24 protein-coding genes and 1 pseudogene are annotated in these 22,752 nt (G+C 40.8%); 18 read left to right on the top strand and 7 right to left on the bottom strand.

From position 1 onward, the window contains the following. Both E4661_RS14800 and istB read left to right on the top strand, forming a co-directional pair. Positions 1-408, top strand: a pseudogene (locus E4661_RS14800) (IS21 family transposase); the annotation flags it as partial. Positions 409-437: 29 nt separating this feature from the next. Continuing rightward, entirely contained in the window at positions 438-1,142 is a 705-nt protein-coding gene (gene istB, locus E4661_RS14805; RefSeq protein WP_136468240.1) for an IS21-like element helper ATPase IstB, read from the top strand. A gap of 89 nt (positions 1,143-1,231) precedes the next feature. On the opposite strand, the gene E4661_RS14810 is transcribed toward istB, so the two are convergent. Beyond that, positions 1,232-1,639 (bottom strand): hypothetical protein, encoded by a 408-nt coding sequence (locus E4661_RS14810; protein ID WP_136468241.1) that lies wholly within the window; start codon positions 1,637-1,639, stop codon positions 1,232-1,234. A 106-nt stretch (positions 1,640-1,745) separates the two neighbouring features. Between E4661_RS14810 and E4661_RS14815 the strand changes: the two genes are divergently transcribed. The 5 genes from E4661_RS14815 (at position 1,746) to E4661_RS14835 (ending at position 4,746) form a co-directional block, all read left to right on the top strand. Then, positions 1,746-1,994: a helix-turn-helix domain-containing protein gene (locus E4661_RS14815; RefSeq protein WP_136468242.1), complete on the top strand. Its 249-nt coding sequence runs from the start codon at positions 1,746-1,748 to the stop codon at positions 1,992-1,994. Continuing rightward, entirely contained in the window at positions 1,954-2,088 is a 135-nt protein-coding gene (locus tag E4661_RS14820; RefSeq protein WP_136468243.1) for a helix-turn-helix domain-containing protein, read from the top strand. The genes E4661_RS14815 and E4661_RS14820 overlap by 41 nt, the downstream gene beginning before the upstream one ends. Positions 2,089-2,112: 24 nt before the next feature. Continuing rightward, complete coding sequence (locus tag E4661_RS14825) at positions 2,113-2,346, top strand: helix-turn-helix domain-containing protein (RefSeq protein ID WP_136468244.1); 234 nt, start codon at positions 2,113-2,115, stop codon at positions 2,344-2,346. Between the two features lie 197 nt (positions 2,347-2,543). After that, entirely contained in the window at positions 2,544-4,346 is a 1,803-nt protein-coding gene (locus tag E4661_RS14830) for a sensor histidine kinase (RefSeq protein ID WP_168796383.1), read from the top strand. Beyond that, on the top strand, positions 4,336-4,746 hold the full coding sequence (locus E4661_RS14835) for a response regulator (RefSeq protein ID WP_136468246.1): 411 nt from the start codon (positions 4,336-4,338) through the stop codon (positions 4,744-4,746). Before E4661_RS14830 ends, E4661_RS14835 begins: the two co-directional genes overlap by 11 nt. 1 nt (position 4,747) lies before the next feature. Here E4661_RS14835 and E4661_RS14840 read toward each other — a convergent pair whose 3' ends face one another. Beyond that, positions 4,748-5,503 (bottom strand): sulfite exporter TauE/SafE family protein, encoded by a 756-nt coding sequence (locus tag E4661_RS14840; protein ID WP_240751493.1) that lies wholly within the window; start codon positions 5,501-5,503, stop codon positions 4,748-4,750. 77 nt (positions 5,504-5,580) lie between these two features. Here E4661_RS14840 and E4661_RS14845 point away from each other — a divergent pair, with 77 nt between their 5' ends. The 3 genes from E4661_RS14845 to E4661_RS14855 all read left to right on the top strand — a co-directional run bounded on the left by E4661_RS14845 (position 5,581) and on the right by E4661_RS14855 (position 10,358). After that, positions 5,581-7,392, top strand: coding sequence for a sodium:solute symporter family protein (locus E4661_RS14845; protein WP_136468247.1), 1,812 nt, complete (start codon positions 5,581-5,583; stop codon positions 7,390-7,392). 63 nt (positions 7,393-7,455) lie between these two features. Beyond that, on the top strand, positions 7,456-9,264 hold the full coding sequence (locus E4661_RS14850; RefSeq protein WP_136468248.1) for a sodium:solute symporter family protein: 1,809 nt from the start codon (positions 7,456-7,458) through the stop codon (positions 9,262-9,264). Next, positions 9,264-10,358, top strand: a complete 1,095-nt coding sequence (locus E4661_RS14855; protein ID WP_136468249.1) for an acyltransferase family protein — start codon at positions 9,264-9,266, stop codon at positions 10,356-10,358. The genes E4661_RS14850 and E4661_RS14855 overlap by 1 nt, the downstream gene beginning before the upstream one ends. Positions 10,359-10,405: 47 nt before the next feature. Here the strand turns inward: E4661_RS14855 and E4661_RS14860 are convergent, their stop codons facing one another. Then, the gene (locus E4661_RS14860) at positions 10,406-11,032 is read right to left on the bottom strand and encodes a hypothetical protein (protein WP_136468250.1); all 627 of its coding nucleotides are present in this window, start codon (positions 11,030-11,032) and stop codon (positions 10,406-10,408) included. A 27-nt stretch (positions 11,033-11,059) separates the two neighbouring features. Beyond that, the gene (locus tag E4661_RS14865; protein ID WP_136468251.1) at positions 11,060-11,650 is read right to left on the bottom strand and encodes a riboflavin synthase; all 591 of its coding nucleotides are present in this window, start codon (positions 11,648-11,650) and stop codon (positions 11,060-11,062) included. A gap of 58 nt (positions 11,651-11,708) precedes the next feature. Between E4661_RS14865 and pdxA the strand changes: the two genes are divergently transcribed. The 8 genes from pdxA to E4661_RS14905 all read left to right on the top strand — a co-directional run bounded on the left by pdxA (position 11,709) and on the right by E4661_RS14905 (position 18,482). Further along, positions 11,709-12,767: a 4-hydroxythreonine-4-phosphate dehydrogenase PdxA gene (gene pdxA / locus E4661_RS14870; RefSeq protein WP_136468252.1), complete on the top strand. Its 1,059-nt coding sequence runs from the start codon at positions 11,709-11,711 to the stop codon at positions 12,765-12,767. Between the two features lie 106 nt (positions 12,768-12,873). Further along, on the top strand, positions 12,874-13,404 hold the full coding sequence (locus E4661_RS14875) for a YceD family protein (RefSeq protein ID WP_136468317.1): 531 nt from the start codon (positions 12,874-12,876) through the stop codon (positions 13,402-13,404). A 7-nt stretch (positions 13,405-13,411) separates the two neighbouring features. Further along, positions 13,412-13,612, top strand: coding sequence for a 50S ribosomal protein L32 (rpmF, locus tag E4661_RS14880; RefSeq protein ID WP_136468253.1), 201 nt, complete (start codon positions 13,412-13,414; stop codon positions 13,610-13,612). 174 nt (positions 13,613-13,786) lie between these two features. Then, positions 13,787-14,776, top strand: a complete 990-nt coding sequence (locus E4661_RS14885) for a beta-ketoacyl-ACP synthase III (protein WP_136468254.1) — start codon at positions 13,787-13,789, stop codon at positions 14,774-14,776. Between the two features lie 38 nt (positions 14,777-14,814). Further along, on the top strand, positions 14,815-15,309 hold the full coding sequence (accB, locus tag E4661_RS14890; RefSeq protein WP_136468255.1) for an acetyl-CoA carboxylase biotin carboxyl carrier protein: 495 nt from the start codon (positions 14,815-14,817) through the stop codon (positions 15,307-15,309). 82 nt (positions 15,310-15,391) lie between these two features. Beyond that, positions 15,392-16,744: an acetyl-CoA carboxylase biotin carboxylase subunit gene (gene accC, locus E4661_RS14895; RefSeq protein WP_136468256.1), complete on the top strand. Its 1,353-nt coding sequence runs from the start codon at positions 15,392-15,394 to the stop codon at positions 16,742-16,744. A 101-nt stretch (positions 16,745-16,845) separates the two neighbouring features. Continuing rightward, the gene (locus tag E4661_RS14900; RefSeq protein WP_136468257.1) at positions 16,846-17,967 is read left to right on the top strand and encodes an NAD(P)/FAD-dependent oxidoreductase; all 1,122 of its coding nucleotides are present in this window, start codon (positions 16,846-16,848) and stop codon (positions 17,965-17,967) included. Between the two features lie 56 nt (positions 17,968-18,023). Next, positions 18,024-18,482, top strand: a complete 459-nt coding sequence (locus E4661_RS14905; protein ID WP_136468258.1) for an RNA methyltransferase — start codon at positions 18,024-18,026, stop codon at positions 18,480-18,482. 362 nt (positions 18,483-18,844) lie between these two features. On the opposite strand, the gene E4661_RS14910 is transcribed toward E4661_RS14905, so the two are convergent. From E4661_RS14910 to E4661_RS14920, 3 genes are read right to left on the bottom strand one after another with little or no spacing between them, the layout of a single operon-like run. Continuing rightward, positions 18,845-19,507 carry an ABC transporter ATP-binding protein gene (locus tag E4661_RS14910; RefSeq protein ID WP_136468259.1) on the bottom strand — a complete coding sequence of 221 codons (663 nt, stop codon included), beginning with the start codon at positions 19,505-19,507 and terminating at the stop codon, positions 18,845-18,847. Positions 19,508-19,537: 30 nt separating this feature from the next. Then, positions 19,538-20,353 carry a GIN domain-containing protein gene (locus E4661_RS14915; protein WP_136468260.1) on the bottom strand — a complete coding sequence of 272 codons (816 nt, stop codon included), beginning with the start codon at positions 20,351-20,353 and terminating at the stop codon, positions 19,538-19,540. A 28-nt stretch (positions 20,354-20,381) separates the two neighbouring features. Further along, entirely contained in the window at positions 20,382-22,742 is a 2,361-nt protein-coding gene (locus E4661_RS14920; RefSeq protein WP_136468261.1) for an ABC transporter permease, read from the bottom strand. Between the last annotated feature and the right edge of the window lie 10 nt (positions 22,743-22,752).

The following is a 22,752-nucleotide window of genomic DNA, read 5'->3' on the forward strand; positions in this document are numbered from 1 at the left end:
CGTATCGCAGTGCACCAGAGGGACAGGAAACGCTACGGCTATACCACCGACCCTGCCCATATGCCCAGCACCCATCGCTATGTGGCGGATTGGAACCCGGAGAAGTTCCTAGGGTGGGCAGGTGGCATCGGGGGTCATTGCAGGACCTTCATCAGTCTCTTGCTGGCCAAGGCCCGCCACCCCGAACAGGCATACAGGTCATGCGCCGGGGTGCTGTCACTTAGCAAGAAGGTGGGGAACAAGCGTTTGGACAATGCCTGCAAAAGGGCCATGGACTACGAGAGGATAAGCTACAAGAGCGTAAAGTCCATATTGGAGAAACGCCTGGACCTCATAGAGGAGGATGCCCATGAGGAATCCACCCTGCCAGAGCACCAGAACATCAGGGGAAAGGAATATTATAAATAGACAATGAACATTAACACAAATTGGAACAAATGAAACAGTTGAGGCTCCATGGGATGCACAGGGCCTTTTCAACGACCATGGAGACCAACAGCATCGCCTACACCAACGACGAGCTGGTGGCCTACCTGACACAGGCCGAATGGGACGACAAGCACAACAGGAAGATAGAGCGCCTTATCAAGGCCGCCAGGTTCCGCTACACGGCATCGGTCGAGGAGATCATCTTCGACCCCTCCCGTGCAATCGACAAGAACCAGTTCATGCGCTTTATTACCTGTGAGTTCATCCAGAACAGGGAGAACATCCTGATCACGGGCAGCACGGGGGTCGGCAAGAGCTTCATAGCGTCGGCGCTCGGCTACCAGGCCTGCTCCAAGGGGTACAAGGTCAAGTACTACAATATTCAGAAGCTGTTCTCCAAACTGAAGATGGCCAAGGCCGATGGCTCCTACCTGAAGGAAATCGACCGTATAGAGAAGCAGGACCTGTTGATACTGGACGACTTCGGCCTACAGGAACTCGACAACAACAAACGACAGGCTCTTATGGAGATGATGGAGGACAGGCACGGGAACAAGTCCACCATAATAGCCTCACAGATACCGGTGATGCAGTGGCACCAGGTCATAGGGGAACAGACCATTGCCGACGCCATTTTGGACCGTATCGTCCACTCGGCACGCAGAATCGAGCTCAAAGGGGAATCGATGAGGAAAAAAAGAAAGAAAAATTAAATGATGAAAACGCCAAATTTTAATACTTTGTGACACTCTCTTAGGATACGTTCCTGAACATGGTTTGCTATGCTCACTTTAAACAGGAATCACTGGTTCACTTTCACAGGAATATGCAGTATGGTAAGGGCAATGGCGTCGTCGGGGGCATCAATTTCAAAAACCAGTCTTATGACTTGGGCGTCGGGGTCGATCATTAAATAACCGAAGCTTACGGGAAACTGCAACTGCATCATCTCACCTTGGTAGAGGAGCGAGCTACAGGGGATGATAAACCGGAACGAAAATTTAAACAGCAGATTATCCACCACCGTTATTTTGCCCAAGACCGGGCTGGCCAGTTTTTTCACCACCAACCTACGATCTGGTCGTAGTATTTGTCTGTGCGGCACCCCATTGCGAAAGCTCATGATCTTTTGCGTAGAAAAGTGCAGCTCCATGGTCTTGTGCGTGCTTTGGTCTAAAAAGGCAATGATTTCCCCTAAAATATTGGACATGGTTAAAGTTTTCGACGTTGAAATTCAATGGAGAGGTTAATCAAATATATAGAAAAACAACCGAACGGTTATTACACGAATTGTTTTTAGACCTGAAATTGCCGTTATGGAAATTGAGAGCAAGGAGCAACTACTTCAAAACTTGGCAAAAAGAGTTAAGGAATTGCGAGAGATCAATGATGTTACCCAAGAAGAAGCTCTTAACGACACTGGAATATTGTTCTCTCGAATTGAGCAAGGCAAACGAGATGTTCAGCTCTCAACAATCATGAAACTTTGCCTTTATTTTGAAATTTCCCTTAGCGATTTTTTTGATGGAACCTTCGATTTCCAAAAACCAAATTGGCCGAATTGAAAGAGCTGAAAACAACACTAGCCTAGTCACACTAAACCGAATTGCCACAGCATTGGGCCTAGAACTTAAAGACTTGTTTATATTCAATGAATAGCTAACCGATTTGTCAGGCTAGATTATGCGAAGAAAATACAGGGAAGAAGATTTACAGTTTTTAAAAAAGTTTGGTGAGCATCTTCTCGAGTTACGCGAAAAGGCCGGACTTTCCCAAGCCGCATTGGAAACCGATGCCAAAATGTCCAAAAACCAAATTGGAAGAATTGAACGTGGTGAGATCAGCACTTCGATTACAAACCTAAACCTCATTGCAAAGGCCTTGAACATGGAACTTAAAGACTTGTTCGATTTTTGATCACAACCTTTTTTACATAACAGGTACCCCAAAACTTTTCAAAATCTAAAAACCGAGCTCATCCATAAGTAACTTTAAATAAGTGGCTTCCGTATTGATCTAAATTGCTTGTTGTAGTAATGGTCTTGTTTTTGGTTTGGTATTGGAATAATATTAAGAAAATTCCTACGTTAAAGTTATGATAGATCATGCCGACCATGAAAACAAGCCCTTCTGTGCCTTTTGAATTAAAGCAACTTCCACTTCCCATTGCAATTATCGACAACAATCTGGAAATAAAGGAATGCTCTGATTTTTTCTATACGTTTTTTGGATTGCTCAAATCTGGAAAACAACCAATTTCTCTTAAAGACTTGATGGGCGAAATTTCAAAACCCCTTTCAAAAATTGGAAAAAAACCTATTAAAGAGTTTTTTACCCGTATTACAAACAAAGGAGAGGTTAAGTGGTACAAGTTGATATTATATCCATCAAACACCAAAACACTTTTTTACGCTCACTTTGATGAGGTGACCAAGAAAAAAATGGCACTGGATTTTTCTTTACAGGCCGAGCGTATTGCAAGGATCGGCAGTTGGGAAGTTGATTTGATCAACCATAAGATTTTTTGGTCGGAGATGACCAGGCAAATCCATGAAGTGCCCAAAAACTATGTCCCCGATTTAGAAAAGGGAATTAATTTTTATAAGGAAGGAGAAAATAGAGACCGTATTATTAAAGTGGTTTCAGAAGCTATTGAAAAAGGAACTTCTTACGATGTGGAACTAATCATAGTAACGGCAAAAGGCAATGAAAAATGGGTGCGGGCCATAGGCAATGCAGAAATGGTCAATGGGAAAGCTTCGAAAATTTTTGGGGTGTTCCAAGATATAGATAAGACAAAAAGGGAAAGCATAAAATACAAAGAGCTTACAGACAGGATGCGTATGGCTGTCGAAAGCTCCAACATCGGTATTTGGGATTATGACATTGTCAACAACAACCTTGTTTGGGACGACAATATGTACTCGCTTTATCAGGTTAAAAAGGAAGACTTTACTGGTGTTGTACAAGCTTGGGAAAGCACTGTTCATCCCGATGATAAGGAACGTAGTTTAAAAGCAGTTGAGGATGCCATTGTCGGAAAAAAAGAATTCAATACAGAGTTCAGAATCAAAACTTCTGATGGATCTATACGCTACATCCATGGTCGTGGTAAGGTGTTTAGGGATGACAATGACAACCCTATTCGCATGATTGGGGCCAATACAGATGTTTCAAGAATCAAAAAGGTAGATAACCGTCTTAGAATACTTTTAAATACCACGGAAAAACAGAACAAGAGCCTGTTGAACTTTGCGCATATTGTATCCCATAATTTAAGGTCACACTCGAGCAACCTTTCCATGCTTACCGGAATGCTTTTGGACAACACTTCTCCTGATAAGCAACAACGTTTTCTGGAGATGATCCGCATTTCTTCTGAAAGATTGGATGAAACCATAGTTCAGTTGAACGAGGTAATCAAAATTCAGACGGACGACCATAAAAACTTTCAATGGGTAAAAGTAAAATCCATATTGGAGAACAACCTTGAAGGTATAAATGCACTTGTGGAAGAAGTGATGCCCAAAATACAGTTGGAAATGCCTGACACCTTGAAGGTCTATGCGATAAAACCATATCTATCAAGCATATTTCTGAACCTTCTTACCAACAGCATAAAATATAGAGATCCAAAGCGCAAACTACGGTTGAAGATAACTGCAAGCCATGAGCAGGATGAAACCATAATTACGTTCAAGGACAATGGAAGGGGAATTGATCTTAAAAGACATGGGGAAAAACTATTTGGAATGTACAAAACGTTCCACGGAAACAAAGATGCCAAAGGAGTTGGCCTTTTTATTTCAAAAAATCAAATGGATTCCATGGGTGCGGTCATAAACGTAGAGAGCAAGGTTGACAAGGGAACAACATTCAGTTTGCATTTTAACAATAAAGTATCCAATGAAGGCTAGGAAAATATTTTTGGTAGATGACGATTTTATATTTCGGGAGGCCGCAGAGATTTTGATCAAAGCTTCAGGGCTTTCTGAAAACATACACCATTTTGAGAATGGGCTACAGGCGTATGAAGCCCTTGTTTCATTGTGTGAGGCTCCAAATGAGTTGCCGGACATTCTGCTATTGGACATAAATATGCCCGTTATGAATGGCTGGGAACTGTTAGAAGAATTGCAAGAAGCTGACCAAATCATAAGAAATCAAGTCCAAATACACATACTTACCTCCTCCATTGCTCCTGGGGATTTAAATTTATCCAAAGAATATGCCTTCATAAATGGATATGTGACCAAGCCGCTTACCAAGGCAGATCTAAAAAAGATGGAATTGGGCCTTCTACAACAAAACGTGTAGTCTATTTAAAAAGCATGGCCACGGCGCCAATAGCGGTAACAACAAGGATAAATTTCTTATAGTTGCGTTCGTTGATTTTTTTTAAGATAAAGACGCCAGTTGACAGCCCTAAGATTACTGCAGGAAGAAGCTTTAAGTCAATAAGCAAAGTTTCTGTGGAAATGGTTTTCCAAACAAAAATGTGAAAAGGAAGTTTGAGCGCATTGGTAATAAGAAACAACCAAGCGGCGGTGCCCACAAATTCATTTTTTGGGAGACGCATGGCCAAAAAGAATATGTTGGTAAAAGCACCGGCCAAATTGCCAATCATGGTGCAAACCCCAGCAACAATACCAATTGAACCTGCGAAGGCCCAATGTGTTGGAACATGATTCGATTTTTTCCTATCCCACCAAATTAAGGTGACCAAGCTTATAAAAATGACCACCACCATACCCCATTTAAACTCTTGTTCCGGCAAATCTTTACCAACAATTACACCTACCAGAATGCCAAAAACCATCCAAGGCAAGAACTTGAGAATATATTTCCATTGCGTATGGCGATTGTAATAGACAACAGCAACTATATCACCGACTAGTAATAGGGGCATAATGAGACCCGTGGATTCTTTGGCACCAAAGGCCAATGCCAGTAAGGTCACGTTAAAGGTAGCGAGGCCCTTTAGCCCTGCCTTGGAGGTTCCCATCAAAAAAGCGGCCGTTGCTGCCATCAACCACGCAACAAATGACGGTTCAGAAGTTATATGTATAACCAAAGCAGGTGTTTAGCGAACAAAACACAAAGTTATTTTAAAAAAACTTTACCTTTAGTGACTTACCAATTAAATAACCAATGGATATACAAACTTTAGATTATTTTATAATCTTTGGATTCTTCGCGATTGTACTCTTCATCGGAGTATATGTTTCTAAAAAGTCAGGAAAAAGCTCATCAGAATACTTCTTATCAGGTCGAACCATGCCTTGGTGGCTGTTGGGTCTTTCCATGGTTGCTACTACTTTTTCAACCGATACTCCCAACCTTGTTACCGACTTGGTTCGTTCTAATGGGGTTTCAGGAAACTGGGGGTGGTGGTGCTTTTTGGTCACAGGTATGCTTACCGTGTTTGTATATGCAAAGCTGTGGAGAAAATCCAATGTAAAAACTGATCTTGAGTTTTATGAACTGCGATATGGTGGAAAGGCCGCGAGCTTTTTGCGCAAGTTCAGAGCGGTTTATCTCGGGGTTATCTTTAATGTGATTACCATGTCGGCTGTTACACTGGCGGCTATAAAGATTGGCGGGGTAATGCTCGGTCTTGAACCTTGGGTGACGGTTGTTGCAGCTGGTTTGATAACTGTAGTATTTAGTGCTCTTGGAGGTTTCAAGGGCGTAGTCTATAGCGACTTTTTATTGTTCTTTGTGGCAATGGCAGGGGCAATAGGCGCTGCATACTACTTGGTCAATCTTCCAGAAGTTGGAGGAATTCAAGCCATTATAGAGAATGAAAATGTAAAGGACAAGCTCAGTATTGTCCCAGATTGGAGTGATACAAAGGCAGTAATTACTCTCTTGATTATACCACTTGCGGTACAATGGTGGAGCTCTTGGTATCCTGGAGGTGAACCAGGCGGTGGTGGATATATCGCACAGCGAATGTTAGCGGCAAAGAATGAGAACCATGCCATCGGCGCTACTTTCTTTTTCAACATTATGCACTACGCTTTGCGTCCATGGCCATGGATTTTGGTGGCCTTGGCCTCCTTAGTGGTTTATCCTGATATTGCCAGTATTCATGAAGCTTTCCCGAATGTAGCAGAAGACAAGTTGGGTCATGATTTGGCCTATTCTGCGATGTTGACAAAATTGCCAAGTGGATTATTGGGTGTCGTTTTAGCTTCTTTAGTTGCGGCTTACATGAGTACAATTTCAACCCAATTAAACTGGGGGTCGTCATATATAGTTTTTGATTTTTACAAGCAGCAGATCAATCCAGATGCGACAGAAAAGCAGATGGTGGCCGTAGGTAGGATTTCTACAGCAGTATTGATGGTGTTGAGTGCATTTTTGGCATTAGCTATGCAAAACGCTATGGGAATCTTCAATTTGTTATTGTCATTTGGTGCGGGAACGGGTCTTATCTTCATACTAAGATGGTTCTGGTGGAGAATCAACGCGTGGTCGGAGATTACCGCTATGTTCTCCTCGGGAATTTTGGCCATTGCTTTGGAAACAACTTCCTTGAGAGAGGTTCTTTTCGGAACTGAAAATGGACTATTACCTGATTGGGGTGAATTGCCATTTATTATGATAGTGACTTCCGTAATCTGGCTGACAGCAACCTTTGTCACGCAGCCAGAAACCAAAGATGTACTTAGAAGCTTTTACAAAAAAATACAACCAGGCGGTCCTGGATGGGCCAAGGTGGTGGACGAAGCACAATCTGACAATGTTGACATTGTTGACCCAAGAGAAAAATGGAGCGTTCCTTCTGGTATTTTGGCCATGTTGTTAGGTGTGGTATTGATTTATTCCACCATGTTCGCTACAGGATATTGGATTTATGGAGAAACCAACTTGGCAATGATTTTGACTGCGGTCGCCCTTGTTTCTGGAGGCTTCCTGATAAGAGTATGGAATAAGATAAAAGACACGATTTTATAAAGCAATTTGAAAAACCAGATATTCTATCTAAGCTTTTAGGAGCTTCTAATTATCAACAGTCGAATGGACATTCAAACTTTAGATTACTTCATAATTTTCGGGTTCTTCACAATTGTACTTTTCATTGGAATATATGTTTCCAAAAAATCAGGAAAGAACACTTCGGAATATTTTTTATCTGGACGTAGCATGCCATGGTGGCTGTTGGGATTCTCCATGGTGGCCACAACCTTTTCAACGGATACGCCGAACTTGGTCACCAATTTTGTAAGAGGCAGTGGGGTTTCAGCCAATTGGGGCTGGTGGGCCTTTTTGCTCACGGGCTTGTTGACGGTTTTTGTTTATGCCAAACTTTGGCGTCGGTCGGGTGTCTTGACCGACTTAGAGTTTTATGACTTGCGCTATGGTGGGAAACCCGCCCATTTTCTGCGAGGGTTTCGAGCTATATACCTAGGACTTATTTTTAATGTGTTGGCACTTGCTGCTGTAAATCTTGCTGCTATTAAGATTGGCGGGGTTATGCTGGGGATTTCACCAATTCAGACGATACTTATTGGAGGTGTGATAACTGTGATTTTTAGTGCCATAGGAGGTTTTAAGGGAGTGGTCTATACTGATTTCGTGCTATTCTTTGTAGCTATAGCAGGAGGTATAGGGGCGGCTTATTATTTGGTGAATCTGCCTGAAGTAGGAGGTATGGCAGAAATGTTGAGCCACGAAAATGTTAGGGACAAGTTGTCTATTTTACCTGATTTTAATGATACGGAGATGGTTGTTGCCCTATTGGTTATTCCTTTAGCGGTGCAATGGTGGGCCTCTTGGTATCCTGGAGGTGAGCCAGGTGGAGGAGGATATATAGCACAACGAATGTTGGCGGCAAAAAATGAAAACCATGCAATGGGGGCCACCTTCTTTTTCAATATTATGCACTACGCATTACGCCCTTGGCCATGGATTCTGGTAGCCCTTGCTTCTTTAGTGGTATATCCTGATATCGCAAGTATGGCAGCTGCTTTTCCTGATGTGCCTGCCGATAAATTGGGAGATGACTTGGGATATTCGGCGATGCTCACCAAATTGCCCAGCGGCCTTTTGGGAGTAGTATTGGCATCCTTGGGTGCTGCGTATATGAGTACCATTTCTACCCATTTGAACTGGGGTTCTTCGTATTTGGTAAATGATTTTTATAAACAACAGGTTAACGCTAATGCTTCTGAAAAGGAGTTGGTAAATGTGGGGCGTATATCAACGGTGATTCTAATGGTCATAAGCGCCTTGTTTTCATTGTACCTTAATGATGCCCAGCAATTGTTCAATATTATTATGCAGTTTGGTGCAGGAACGGGCCTAGTGTATATTTTACGCTGGTTCTGGTGGCGAATTAATGCATGGAGCGAGATTTCCGCGATGTTTGTTGCAGCCATAGTCAGTTTCTTGTTCAATTTCACCTCGGTTGGCGAACAACTTTTTGGTGATGGCAATATGTTTCCCTCTTGGTTTCAGATTCCGGCCATTGTGATTATTACCTCCGTAGTTTGGTTGGCCGCAACGTTTTTGACCCAGCCTGAAAGTAAGACGGTGCTCTATGATTTCTACACGAAGATTCGACCAGGGGGACCTGGTTGGAAAAAAGTACTTCAAGAGGCAGCTGAAGAGAACATAGAGTTACAACCTAAGAACGAAGGTTGGAGCGTACCTTCGGGTATTTTGGCCATGTTACTGGGCTGTGTCCTAATCTATTCCATGCTATTTGCTACAGGATATTGGCTCTATGGAGAAACAATGAGTGCCTTAATATTGACAGGTCTGGCACTGATTTCAGGTTTTCTTTTACTTAGGATTTGGAACAAAATAAAAGGCAATGTACTATAATGGAATTAACTAAGAGAGTATTATCCGTTGACATTTTTAGAGGAGCAACAATTGTGTTGATGATTTTGGTCAACACGCCAGGAACATGGTCCAATGTTTATGCACCTTTACTACATGCAGAATGGCACGGATATACCCCAACCGATTTGGTTTTCCCATTCTTCTTGTTTATAGTGGGAACATCAATAGTTTTTGCGTATCAAAACAAAGAACCCAATTCGGGCACCTACAAAAAGATATCAATTCGTGCCCTTAAATTGATAGGACTTGGACTTTTTCTAGGGGCATTTACCATTAGCTTTCCTTTCATTAAAGAGTTTGCCAATATTCGTTTTCCGGGTGTTTTGCAACGCATAGGTGTAGTGTTCTTTTTTGCTGCTATTCTCTTTTTGAATTTGGACTGGAAAAAATTGGTTGTAACGGCCATCTTTCTTTTGGTGGGATATTGGCTTCTTATGGCCTTCGTACCCGTGGAAGGTGTGGCATCTACCTTTGAAAGGGCTCCTAACAATCTTGCCAATTACCTTGATGTGCAGCTCTTCGGAACCCATAATTACAAACCGGACTATGATCCAGAAGGCTTGTTGAGTACTATTCCAGCAATCGTAAGTTCTCTATTGGGAATTTTTACTGGACTGATATTGAGGTCCAAACAACAAAAGAAGACCACCATTCTATTCGGACTGGGTGGCGCTTTATTGATTATAGGACATGTATGGGATTTTATCTTTCCTATCAACAAGGCACTTTGGACCAGCAGCTTTGTTTTGGTCACAGCAGGATGGGCCAACGTAGTTTTGGCCTTGATTTATTATCTCACCGATGTAAAAGGGATTAAATTCGGAAGTATATTCCGTTATGCTGGAGCCAATGCGATTGTGGTGTACTTCCTGTCCAGTTTTATCTCCAAATTGTTCTATATGATCAAAGTGGATGGTGAAACTTCTATTCACGGTTGGCTCTTTAAGAACCTCTATGTGCACGACTTTCTATCCATGGAGCTTTCTTCATTGCTCTACGGATTGAGTGTAGTAGCCTTTTATTGTCTGTTGGCCTATATATTATATAAACGGAAGATTTTTATCAAGGTATAAGCTCTAAAAGAGGTGGTGGGCTTGCATTTGTAGGGGTAGCCCCTGATTTATGGGGTGCTAAATTTCTTAATTACCTTCTCTACACGCTTTCTTTTTGTCTCTTTTTCAATGTCACCAAGCCTTGATTTAAGCGTTTTGATAAAAACAGCTTTGTTGTTGCCATTGATTACAGGGATTGCCCTTTCGGCATACATCGGCAGTTGATTTGTAGGGCTTCTCAGTAGCTGCTCAATCAACAGATGAAACGCGTCGTCTGAATATGTTTTAACGGAACATAGTTTTATTAGGATATTTATTGCTTGATCTTTGGTGATGACAGACCCCTTATCCGCTGCAGAAAGAATAGTGGGCAGAGCTGCATAAACCTCCTCTGGTCGTTCACCCGTGATGGTTCCTAGAGTGGTCATGGCCCCCCATTGAAGCCTATTGTTTTTACTGGATAATTGAGCAATAAATTCATGAATGTGGTCAGAAATGAGTTTTGGTGCCTGCTCTCCTATTTCATAAAGCACTTTGATACAGTCATTTTGAACAGCTTTTTTATTGGTAAGGTTTTCCACCAATACTGCAACTGCTGTTTTATCCTGTGCTGATACAATTTCCTTGGCCAATTCTTGATTGGGTATTTCATCTTGTCGGTTAAGAGAAGAAGCCAATTTATCAAGAACACTCATTTTTCCAACAATTTTTTACTGAATCAGCTATTGCCCAATTTCAAGCAATCTCGCCACATATTTTCCGATTACATCAAACTCCAAATTAACCTGGGTTCCTTCTTTGTAGGAATGGAATCGGGTATGCTCATGGGTATATGGAATTATAGCTACACTAAATCTATCATTTTTGGAATCGACAACCGTAAGACTGACACCATCAACGGTAATAGATCCTTTTTCAATAGTCACATTATTGTGCGCTGAATCGTAAGCGAAGGTATAGATCCAGCTTCCGTCTTTTTCTTCAATGGTAGCACAATTTGCGGTTTGATCTACATGTCCTTGAACAATATGCCCATCCAGTCTAGCTCCGAGTTTCATGGCACGCTCCAAGTTGACGGTGTCTCCAACCAATAAATCTCCCAAATTGGTTTTGTTCAAAGTCTCCTCGATTGCCGTTACCGTATACATATCTCCTTCAATGGAAACCACAGTAAGACAAACACCATTATGTGCAACACTTTGGTCTATTTTGAGTTCAGGTGTGATCTTTGAGCTTACTGTTATATGTAAGTTGCCACTCTCATTTTCCAATTTCACAACCTTTCCCAAAGTCTCGATAATCCCTGTAAACATGAATCTATTTAATTGAGTAGTTTTGCAATGTAAATGTAGCTATATCAGCAATGATTTTATGAAGGAAAAGGGAAAAATTAAGCTAGGAATTTCTTTAGGGGATGTTAACGGGATTGGATGTGAGGTGGCATTAAAAACGTTTGAGGATTCAAGAATGCTGGATTTTTGCACTCCTATTATTTTTGCTTCCAACAAAACAATATCCCAACAGAAGACCGATTTAGGAATTAATATCAACTTCAATGGTATCAAAGATGCCTCACAAGCGGTGGATGGAAAGATAAATGTGGTCAATGTCTGGAAAGATGCTCCAAAGATTGAATTTGGACACGCAACAGAATTAGGCGGTAAATACGCGATTAGGTCACTTCGTGCCGCCGTTGAAGCATTAAGGAATGACAAGATTGATGTTTTGGTTACCGCTCCCATCAACAAAAATAATATTCAGTCGGAAGATTTTAAATTCCCGGGCCACACAGACTTTCTTGCCCAAGAATTGAACGGAGAAAGCCTAATGTTTATGGTTGCGGACAACCTACGGGTAGGGTTGCTTACGGATCATATTGCAGTAAAGGATGTAGCAGAGGCAATCACCGCTAAACGGGTTCGAAATAAGGTGCTGACCATGGAAAAATCTTTAAAGATGGACTTTGGTATTAGAAGACCTAAGATTGCCTTATTGGGTATTAATCCACATAGTGGCGATAATGGAACCATCGGCGAAGAGGATGATAAAATTTTAAAACCAATCATTCAGGAATTGTTCAATAATGGGGTTTTGGCCTATGGCCCATATTCCGCAGACAGTTTTTTTGGCTCCAACACCCACCAAAATTTTGATGCTATACTTGCGGCTTACCACGATCAAGGACTTATTCCTTTTAAAACCCTCTCCTTTGGAAAAGGGGTAAACTATACAGCAGGTTTGGATAAGGTAAGAACATCCCCTGATCATGGAACTGCCTACGAAATTGCGGGAAAAGGAAAGGCCGATTCTAGCTCGTTCAAAGAAGCAGTCTTTTTGGCGTTACACGTTTTTCGAAACCGCATAGACCATTTGGAACTCAACAAGAATCCGCTGCAAAAGCAAAAAACTAAAAAACCCGTTAAAAGTTAAATAAACAGAATTACATTTATCTTGAATAGAATTGCAGTTTTCTAAATAAGTAGTATCTTTGCCCCCGCCTTTAGAGGCTGGTACACAAACCTTAAGTGAGGAAATAATGAAGCTGAAGGAGTTTTTCATCCCGTTTACGGGACTAAAATTAGGAAAGCACGAGTTTGGGTATCAAGTTGAAAACGCGTTCTTTGAGTCTTTTGAATACCAAGAATTTAACTCCGCTTCAATAAGAGTTACCGCCATATTGGAAAAGTTGAACAATATGATGGAACTAGATATTGAGGCAAGCGGAACCGTAAATGTGGATTGCGATCTTACAGGTGAACCTTTTGACCAACCTATTGATTCAAAACTGCATTTGGTGATTAAGTTCGGTGAAGAATACAATGACGAAAATGATGAGATTTTGATTCTTCCCCATGGCGAATACCAATTCAACATTGCACAGTATATTTATGAAATGTTGGTTTTGGCCGTTCCGCAAAAAAGAGTTCACCCAGGAGTGTTGGATGGAACATTGAAGTCTGAAATCTTGGATAAATTGGAAGAATTGCAACCAAAAGAAAACAAAGAACAAACTGAAGGCACTGATCCCAGATGGGACGATTTAAAAAAGTTACTAACGGACAAATAGGTTTATAATGGCACATCCTAAAAGAAAAATATCAAGAACCAGAAGGGACAAAAGAAGAACCCACTACAAGGCGACTGCGCCAACTATTGCCAAAGATTCTGTAACAGGTGAAATGCACTTGTTCCATAGGGCTCATTGGCACGAAGGAAAATTGTACTATAGAGGACAAGTTTTGATTGACAAGACAGAAGAAGAAACTGCTGCTTAGTCATTTAAACCTTAAACGCATATAACTCCCGTTTTGCTAAACAACGGGAGTTTTTTTATGGAGTAAGGTGAATTTCAAAAACAATTCAATTTTAGGCAAAAAGTCATATAAAATGACTAATTTTCACCGCTTTTGCGTCAAATATGGGCGTTTTTGACAAAAAAAGACACTAATATGAAAAAAACAACGGCAGCGATTACAGCTGTGGGAGGGTATGTTCCCGACTTCGTTTTATCCAACAAAGTGTTGGAAACTATGGTAGACACCAATGACGAATGGATTACTACGAGAACAGGAATAAAAGAACGTAGGATTCTTAAAGGAGAAAACAAGGGAACTTCATATTTGGCCATAAAAGCCGCAGAAGATTTGATACAAAAAAGTGGCGTTGATCCGGCTGAAATTGATTTCGTTTTGGTTGCGACCGCTACACCAGATATTCCAGTTGCAGCCACCGCAGCTTTTGTTGCTTCTGAAATAGGAGCTGTAAATGCGTTTTCATATGATCTTCAGGCTGCATGCTCCAGTTTTTTATACGGAATGTCCACAGCTTCTAGTTATATTGAATCTGGAAGATATAAAAAGGTGTTGTTGATAGGCGCAGATAAAATGTCATCTATTATTGATTATACCGATCGCACTACCTGCATCATTTTTGGAGACGGTGCCGGTGCAGTTCTTTTTGAACCAAATGAAGAAGGTTTGGGATTACAGGATGAGCATTTACGTACGGATGGTGTTGGAAGGCAGTTTTTGAAAATTGAGGCAGGTGGTTCCATTTTGCCCGCTTCGGAAGAGACCGTAAAAAACAAACAACACTTTGTGTACCAAGACGGAAAATCTGTTTTCAAATTTGCAGTTTCCAATATGGCTGATGTTTCAGCATTGATCATGGAACGTAATGGATTGACCCATGAAGATGTGAACTGGCTGGTTCCACATCAGGCTAACAAACGAATTATAGACGCTACAGCCAACAGAATGGGATTGGATGCAAACAAGGTAATGATGAACATTCATAGATATGGTAATACCACATCGGCAACATTGCCTTTATTGCTACATGATTATGAAAAGCAATTGAAGAAAGGGGACAACCTTATTTTTGCCGCGTTTGGTGGAGGGTTTACCTGGGGATCCATTTATTTAAAATGGGCATATTAATTCTTAACTTAACAACTAACTGACTAAATCATAATTCCATGGACATTAAGGAAATTCAAAGTTTAATCAAGTTTGTCGCCAAATCAGGCGCTAGCGAGGTAAAACTGGAGATGGAAGACGTTAAAATAACGATTCGCACAGGAAGCGCAGTCTCGGCTCCAGAAACCACAATTGTACAACAAATACCAATGGCACAGGCCCCAGCTGCTCCTGTAGCACCTGTACCTGTACCTGCCGAACCAGCTGCTCCGGCAAAAGAGGAAGCTGCGACCGCAGCGGCCGATGATTCAAAATACATCACCATTAAGTCGCCAATAATTGGAACTTTTTATAGAAAACCTTCTCCTGACAAACCTGTATTTGTTGAAGTAGGAAGTACTATTAACCCAGGTGATGTGCTTTGTGTTATTGAGGCCATGAAACTCTTTAATGACATTGAATCCGAGGTTGCTGGTAAAATTGTCAAAGTTTTGGTAGATGACTCATCACCAGTAGAATTTGACCAACCTCTTTTCTTGGTAGACCCTAGTTAGAAATTTCAATATTCAAATCCCAAATCCCAAAACAGAAGCTTGGAATTTGGTGCTTGGAATTTGAATTTTTAAACCAGAAGTTATGTTCAAAAAAATATTGATTGCAAACAGGGGAGAAATTGCACTTCGAATTATCCGAACCTGCAAGGAGATGGGTATCAAGACAGTAGCAGTATACTCTAAGGCCGATGAGGAAAGTCTTCATGTACGTTTTGCCGACGAAGCAGTTTGCATTGGCCCGGCTCCAAGTCATGAGTCTTATCTGAAAATTCCAAATATTATTGCGGCGGCCGAGATTACCAATGCCGATGCAATTCATCCAGGATATGGCTTCCTTTCAGAAAACTCCAAATTCTCTAAAATCTGTAAGGAACACGAGATAAAATTTATCGGAGCTTCAGGTGAGCAGATTGATAAAATGGGGGATAAAGCCACTGCTAAGGAAACCATGAAAAAAGCTGGTGTTCCTTGCGTTCCTGGCTCTGATGGCCTTTTGAAAGATGTAGATGACGCCAAAAAGACCGCGAAGAAAATGGGCTATCCGGTCATGATCAAGGCTACTGCTGGTGGTGGTGGAAAAGGGATGCGTGCCATTTGGTCCGAAGATGAGATGGAGCCCAATTTTGAAAGCGCTGTTCAAGAAGCCACTGCAGCTTTTGGCAATGGCGGAATGTATATGGAAAAGCTGATAGAAGAGCCACGACATATTGAAATTCAAATTGTAGGAGATCAATATGGAAAAGCTTGCCACCTATCCGAAAGAGATTGCTCTGTCCAGCGTAGACATCAAAAATTGACTGAAGAAACCCCTTCCCCTTTTATGACGGATAAATTGAGGGAAGAAATGGGTGCTGCCGCGGTAAAGGCAGCAGAATATATAAAGTACGAAGGTGCGGGAACGGTAGAGTTTTTGGTGGACAAACACCGCAATTTCTACTTTATGGAAATGAATACACGTATTCAAGTAGAGCATCCTATTACGGAACAAGTTGTAGATTACGATTTGATTCGTGAGCAGATTTTGGTAGCAGCAGGGGTTCCAATTTCAGGAAAAAATTACCTGCCCAAGCTGTATTCTATAGAATGCAGAATTAATGCCGAGGATCCGTATAACGATTTTAGACCATCACCTGGTAAAATTACTACCTTACATACTCCTGGAGGTCACGGAGTACGTTTGGATACGCATGTTTACAGTGGCTATATTATTCCTCCAAACTATGATTCCATGATTGCAAAGTTGATAACCACTGCCCAAACTAGGGAAGAGGCCATCAACAAAATGCGCAGGGCGTTGGATGAATTCGTAATTGAAGGCGTAAAGACAACCATACCTTTCCATCGACAATTGATGGATCATCCAGATTACTTGGCAGGGAACTACACCACCAAGTTTATGGAAGATTTTGAAATAGACGAAAAATATTTGTACTAATAACGAGCCCCGATTTTATCGGGGTTTTTTATGAATTGTCCCCTTGGGGAATGTCACCCTGAGCGAAGTCGAAGGGTAGGGGTGTTTAAAAAACATTAGTCATGAACCTTAGCTATTGGGAATATAAAACGTGGCTGTTCAATGTAGATTTTACCGTGATTGGAAGCGGGATTGTTGGACTCAACTGTGCTTTACATCTAAAAGAAAAATATCCTCACAGCAAAGTTTTAGTGCTTGAAAGGGGGACACTTCCTCAGGGAGCCAGCACTAAAAATGCTGGTTTTGCTTGTTTTGGGAGTATTTCAGAAATTTTAGATGACCTTGACAAGCATTCTGAAGAAGAGATTGTGGCACTTGTCCAAAAACGTTGGGAAGGCATTCAGCTTTTACGACAACTTTTAGGAGATGATGCTATTGGTTTTCAAAACCATGGAGGTCATGAACTTTTTCTGAAAGACAACAAAGCCTTATACGAAGGGTGCCTTGACGGAATGGACAAACTTAATAGATTGTTGAAACCGATTTTTGGCGAAGAACCTTTTCTTAAGACTAAAAATTTATTTGGGTTTGAAGGAATTTTTGATGATTATGTTACCCATCAATTTGAAGGACAACTGGACACAGGTAAACTCATGGATTCCCTTCTTCAAAAAGCATTGAGACAAGGAATCCATATTTTAAATGCCGTAGAGGTTGTTGGTTTCAGTGATTCAGGGGGTAGTGTGGCAGTTGAGACCAGCTCTTTTTCTTTCAAAAGCAAAAAGGTGTTTGTAGCGACCAACGGATTTGCCGCCAAGCTGCTAAAAAAAGAAACCATATTACCGGCAAGGGCACAAGTATTGGTCACTAAACCAATAAAGAATTTGAAAATAAAAGGAACCTTCCATTTAGATGAGGGCTACTATTATTTCAGAAATATAGATGACCGAATCTTGTTGGGTGGGGGAAGAAACCTTGACTTCAAAACCGAAGAAACCACGGAGTTTGGTCAAACTGAATTGATTCAAAACAAATTGGAAGAACTCTTACGGGTCGTGATATTACCTGACGAAAAGTTTGAAGTTGACGGTCGATGGAGTGGTATCATGGGGGTGGGTAATCAAAAATCACCTATAATCAAACCAATCTCAAACAATGTGTATTGTGGTGTTCGGTTGGGGGGTATGGGTGTCGCTTTAGGCAGTTTAATTGGGAAAGAACTGGCGGATTTGATAGATTCATAGAATGGATTGTACAATTTGTCTGTCAGTTCCAAGGGCTATCTTTTTATTTTTGCGCTATGGTGGATAATTTTGAACATGAATTTTTCGGGATAGGCATACAAAATGGAAAAACACCCGAAAATTTGGGAGCACTATGGCGTTCGGCCCAAAACCTTGGGGCAAGCTTTATTTTTACCATAGGAAACCGATACGCAAAACAGGCTAGCGACACCCATCATGCGGTAAAAGCCATGCCGTACTTTCACTATGACACTTTTGATGATTTCTATGCCCATTTGCCCAAAGGAGCTAGGTTGATAGGCGTTGAAATGACGGAAGGGGCCACTCCCTTGGAAAGTTTTCAGCACCCCCGACGGTGTGTATACCTTTTAGGCGCAGAAGACCATGGATTGAGCAAAAAAGCGCAAGAAATGAGTCATCATTTGGTTCAGTTCTTTTCTGAAAAAAGCCTAAACGTAGCTATTGCAGGAAGTATAGTGATGTATGATCGGCAATTGCCAAAACCAAGGGTTTAAATTCCCCCTAGGAGCATAAACCAAAATCAATTTGGGATTGGAAATTAAGGCGCCGAAATCTCTGATAGAAGAAAAAGTGAAGGGGCGTATAGGGTTCATTTCAGTATTCGTCAATTCATATCCGGCATCCGTCAATTTACTCATGAACTTTACCTTAAATTTCCCGAACTTCACTTATCGTTGGATATAAATCATTAGAAACGATTCATATCCTTTTAGATAAGTGTATAAACGCCTTTCCCTTTTTGGGAAATAAATATGTGCCCATTCTTGCAAGACTTGCCCACCGACAAGGCAGGCTTGTACCTAGATGAATCTTAAGACATAAAACAGCCCGTGCTGAGCTTATCGCCGCAAGCGGTCTAGACCATCCTTCCGTCCAAAAGATTGATGATTCTAGACCCATAAGCCGCATTCTTTTCGGAATGGGTAACTTGAATAATGGTCACCCCTTCTTCATTCAACGCTTTAAAAAGTTCCATAATTTCTTCACCCTGTGCTGAATTTAGATTGCCAGTAGGCTCATCAGCCAAAATCAATTTGGGATTGGAAATTAAAGCTCTAGCAATACCTACCAACTGCTGCTGTCCTCCACTTAACTGAGCTGGAAATAAATCTTTTTTCCCTACAATGTTAAACCGGTCCAGCATATCTGCTACCATTGCTTTCCTTTCGGAACCTTTGAATTTTTTGTAGAGCAAGGGCATTTCAAGATTTTCTTTTACGGTAAGTTCATCCAACAAATGGTAGGATTGAAATACAAATCCGATATATTCTTTATACAAATTGGCTCTATGTTTTTCTTTTAGTGAGTGTACAGACTCATCCAAAAAATGGTACTCGCCTTCATCAAACCCATCCAGCATTCCAATGACATTGAGAAGGGTGGATTTGCCAGAACCCGAAGGCCCCATTACGGAAATAAACTCTCCTTCCTCCACATTAAGGTTAATGTCCTTCAATAGAAAAACACGCTGGCCACCGGAGTTGACCCATTTGAAAATATTGTTTAATTGTAATAGCATGGTATATAATGATTAATGTTATAGATGTGTTTATTTGACAATGACTTGATTACTTGTTTTCGAAGTGACCGTAAATGGTAAATGAATTTGTTGCACGCCATTTTGCCAATAGGTCATTTGATACGAGCCTGTTGGCAGATATTTTTTAAAAGGAAAGGCAACTTCCTTGAACATGTGGTTTTCTGGCCCTGAGATTTTAAACTTATTCCTTTTTTTGCAGCTATCGCATTTAAAGGTAACAACTTCTTTGTCGTCCTTTGTTTCATGTTTAGCCCCAATGGCAACAAGACCTTGACCATTTTTTTTAAGTTTTTCGGCCACCAGTTTTTTGGTATTGATTTTTCCAATACCTTCAATGTTCAAAGTAGCATTTTCCGCATTTCCGGATACAGTCATTTTAACTATACCACTGAGTGAAACATTAAGGTTTTTAACTGAAACCGTTATATCTCCTTTTATCATTCCTTCTCCTTCAACGGTAAGTTCTGTTTGGTCTAAATCGTTTTCTGAAATCACATTTATAATCCCTTTTAGTCGAAGAGTTTGTATCCCGTTGTGATGCAGATAAACAATTATTTTTGATGTATTGTCGTCAGTTGTATCATTATTATGATGGAGAAAGAACTCTTTGTTCTTGACACCCATCGTATATTGTTTTGGTATAGCTTTGTTTTTTGCTTCAATTTTAACAGATGGTTGATTACTCTTTATCAGGTGTAATTCAACATTGCCACTGATGTTTGCGTTCGAAAAACTTTCTAGATCATATTCCTCTGATGTTTGGGCCGTAACAAGCCCGTAAGTACAAAAGAGAACCAACAATCTAATAATATATTCTTTTTTCATAAGGATAATTTTATAGTTAACAGTGTAATCATTCCTCTCTTAAACCTCCTACGGGGTTTTTATTTGCGGCGTTGATGGTCTGAGAGCCAACGGTCAGCATAGCAATAAACAGAGCTATCAGACCTGCAGATAAAAAGTACCAAAAATTTAAGGAAACATGGTATGAAAAAGTTGAGAGCCAATTGCTTATCAATACATAGGCAATGGGCAAGGCAATAATGGCCGAGGCCAAAACCAACTTAGCAAATTCGCTTGAAAGCATTAAGGTTATTTGCGAGGCCTTTTGCCCTAACACCTTTCGTATACTGATTTCTTTGCGTCTTCTTTCTGTGGTGAAAATAACCAGACCAAATAGCCCTAGACATGAAATTAAAATAGCCAACCCAGCAAAATACTTTGACAAAGAAGCTACGCGTTGCTCAGAGCTATATAGCTTTTGAAAGTTTTGATCCAAAAACGCATATTCAAAAGGTAAACTTGGGTTAAATGTTTTGTAGAGTTGTTGAATTTCGGAAAGAGCTTGTTTTTCCTTACCAGCTTCTATTCTTGCCATTACCTTGTTTGTTGCTTCGGGCATCATGGTAAGAAAAAGCGGCTCTACTTTGTCGTGCAACGATTTAAAATGAAAATCCTTGACCACGCCTATAATTGTACCTTGCCCGTAAAACCCTCTGACAGTTTTGCCAATAGGATTTTCAATATTCATAGTTTTAATGGCAGTCTCATTAAAAACAAGTCCGAGGCTATCGGCCCCAAATTCCCTATCGAAACCTCGGCCTTCAACAATTTCCATATTCATGGTCTCTATAAAATCATAATCCACACCAGCGACTTGAAAAGCGATGTTTCTTTGATTTCTTCCTTCCCAATCCAATCCTACTGACCAATTATGACCAACCATACTATGAGTTGTACTGGAAGCATTTTGAACCCCAGACAGCTTCTTCAATTCGGTTATGAAGGATTCTTTTTGGTTTTTTATCTGGCCTTCGACATTGAAATGGACAATGTTATCTTGTTTATAGCCCAAATTTTGGTTTTGCACATATTGCATCTGCATATACACTACCAATACCGAGGCTATCAAAATAATGGAAAGCGAAAATTGTACAATTACCAGGCCTTTTCTTGTCCACAACTCACCAAAGGATTGATTCAGTTTTCCTTTGAGAACTGTAATGGCATTGAATCCCGAAAGATAGATTGCTGGGTAACTTCCGGCGACAAGTCCGGTAAAAATTGTGATGCCGAGTATTATTAGAATCAGGTTGAAATCAAAAATTAAAGCCAACTGTTTTCCTACAATAAGATTAAACTGTGGAAGGAAAAGCGCAACCATCGCCATGGAAACAGTCAATGCTATAAAAGCCATCAAAAGCGATTCGCCGAGAAACTGGGTAATAAATATGTTTCGGTTGGCACCAACAGCCTTCTTTACACCGATTTCTTTTAACCTTTTGGTGGCCCTGGCCGTCGAAAGATTCATAAAATTGATACAAGCTATTACAAGGATAATCAAGGCGATAATAGAGAATAGCTTTACATATTGGATGCGACCACCAACCTGTTTTCCATTTTCGTAAGTGCCATGAAGGTAATGTTCTGAATAGGGAACAAGGACTGCGGTTCGAATACTTTTAGGGTTCGTACTTTTTCTAAGCTTGTCCACCTTGGTATTCAATGCACCAATATCAGCTCCCTCCTTCAATTGCACATAAACTTGGGGTCCACTGCCGTTCCATGAATGAAGGGAATTCCAGGGAGGCGCATCTTTATACGCATGGGAGGACAGGGCAAAATCAAATTGAACTGTGGAATTGGAAGGGGTTCCTTCATAAATTCCTGAAACAGTAAACAGTTTGTCCTGTTCGTAGGAAATGGTTTGGCCGACAACATTTTCCGTAGTTCCGAACAGACTCAATGCCAATTCTTTTGAGATTACTATGGAGTTTGGGTCCTCAAGCAATTTATTCTTGTCTCCATGGATAACTCCGTAGGAAAAAATATTAAAATAATCTTTCCCCACAATTTGTCCCACTGCTTTGATGCTTTTCTCATCTATTGAAAGATTATGTTTGCCAAACCAAGAGGGAGGAATGGCTTCCGCGGCGAATTCCACTTCAGGAAATTCTTCAGTCAACAATTCTGCCATTGGGCCAAAAGTTTCAATCATCGTCTGGACCCCATCTGAAAAATTCAAATGCTCTATAACCTGATAGATTCGCTCATGGTTTTCATGAAACTTGTCCACGCCAAGTTCATCCAGCACCCAAAGCGATATTAATAAAGTACAGGCCATGCCCGTAGACAGGCCTATCATATTGATCAGAAATGAACTTTTACTCCTTTTAATATTCCTAAAAAAAAGTATGATATTGTGCTTTAACATGATTTCTAGT

This window comes from Flagellimonas onchidii, assembly GCF_004804315.1.
Taxonomy (GTDB): domain Bacteria; phylum Bacteroidota; class Bacteroidia; order Flavobacteriales; family Flavobacteriaceae; genus Flagellimonas; species Flagellimonas onchidii.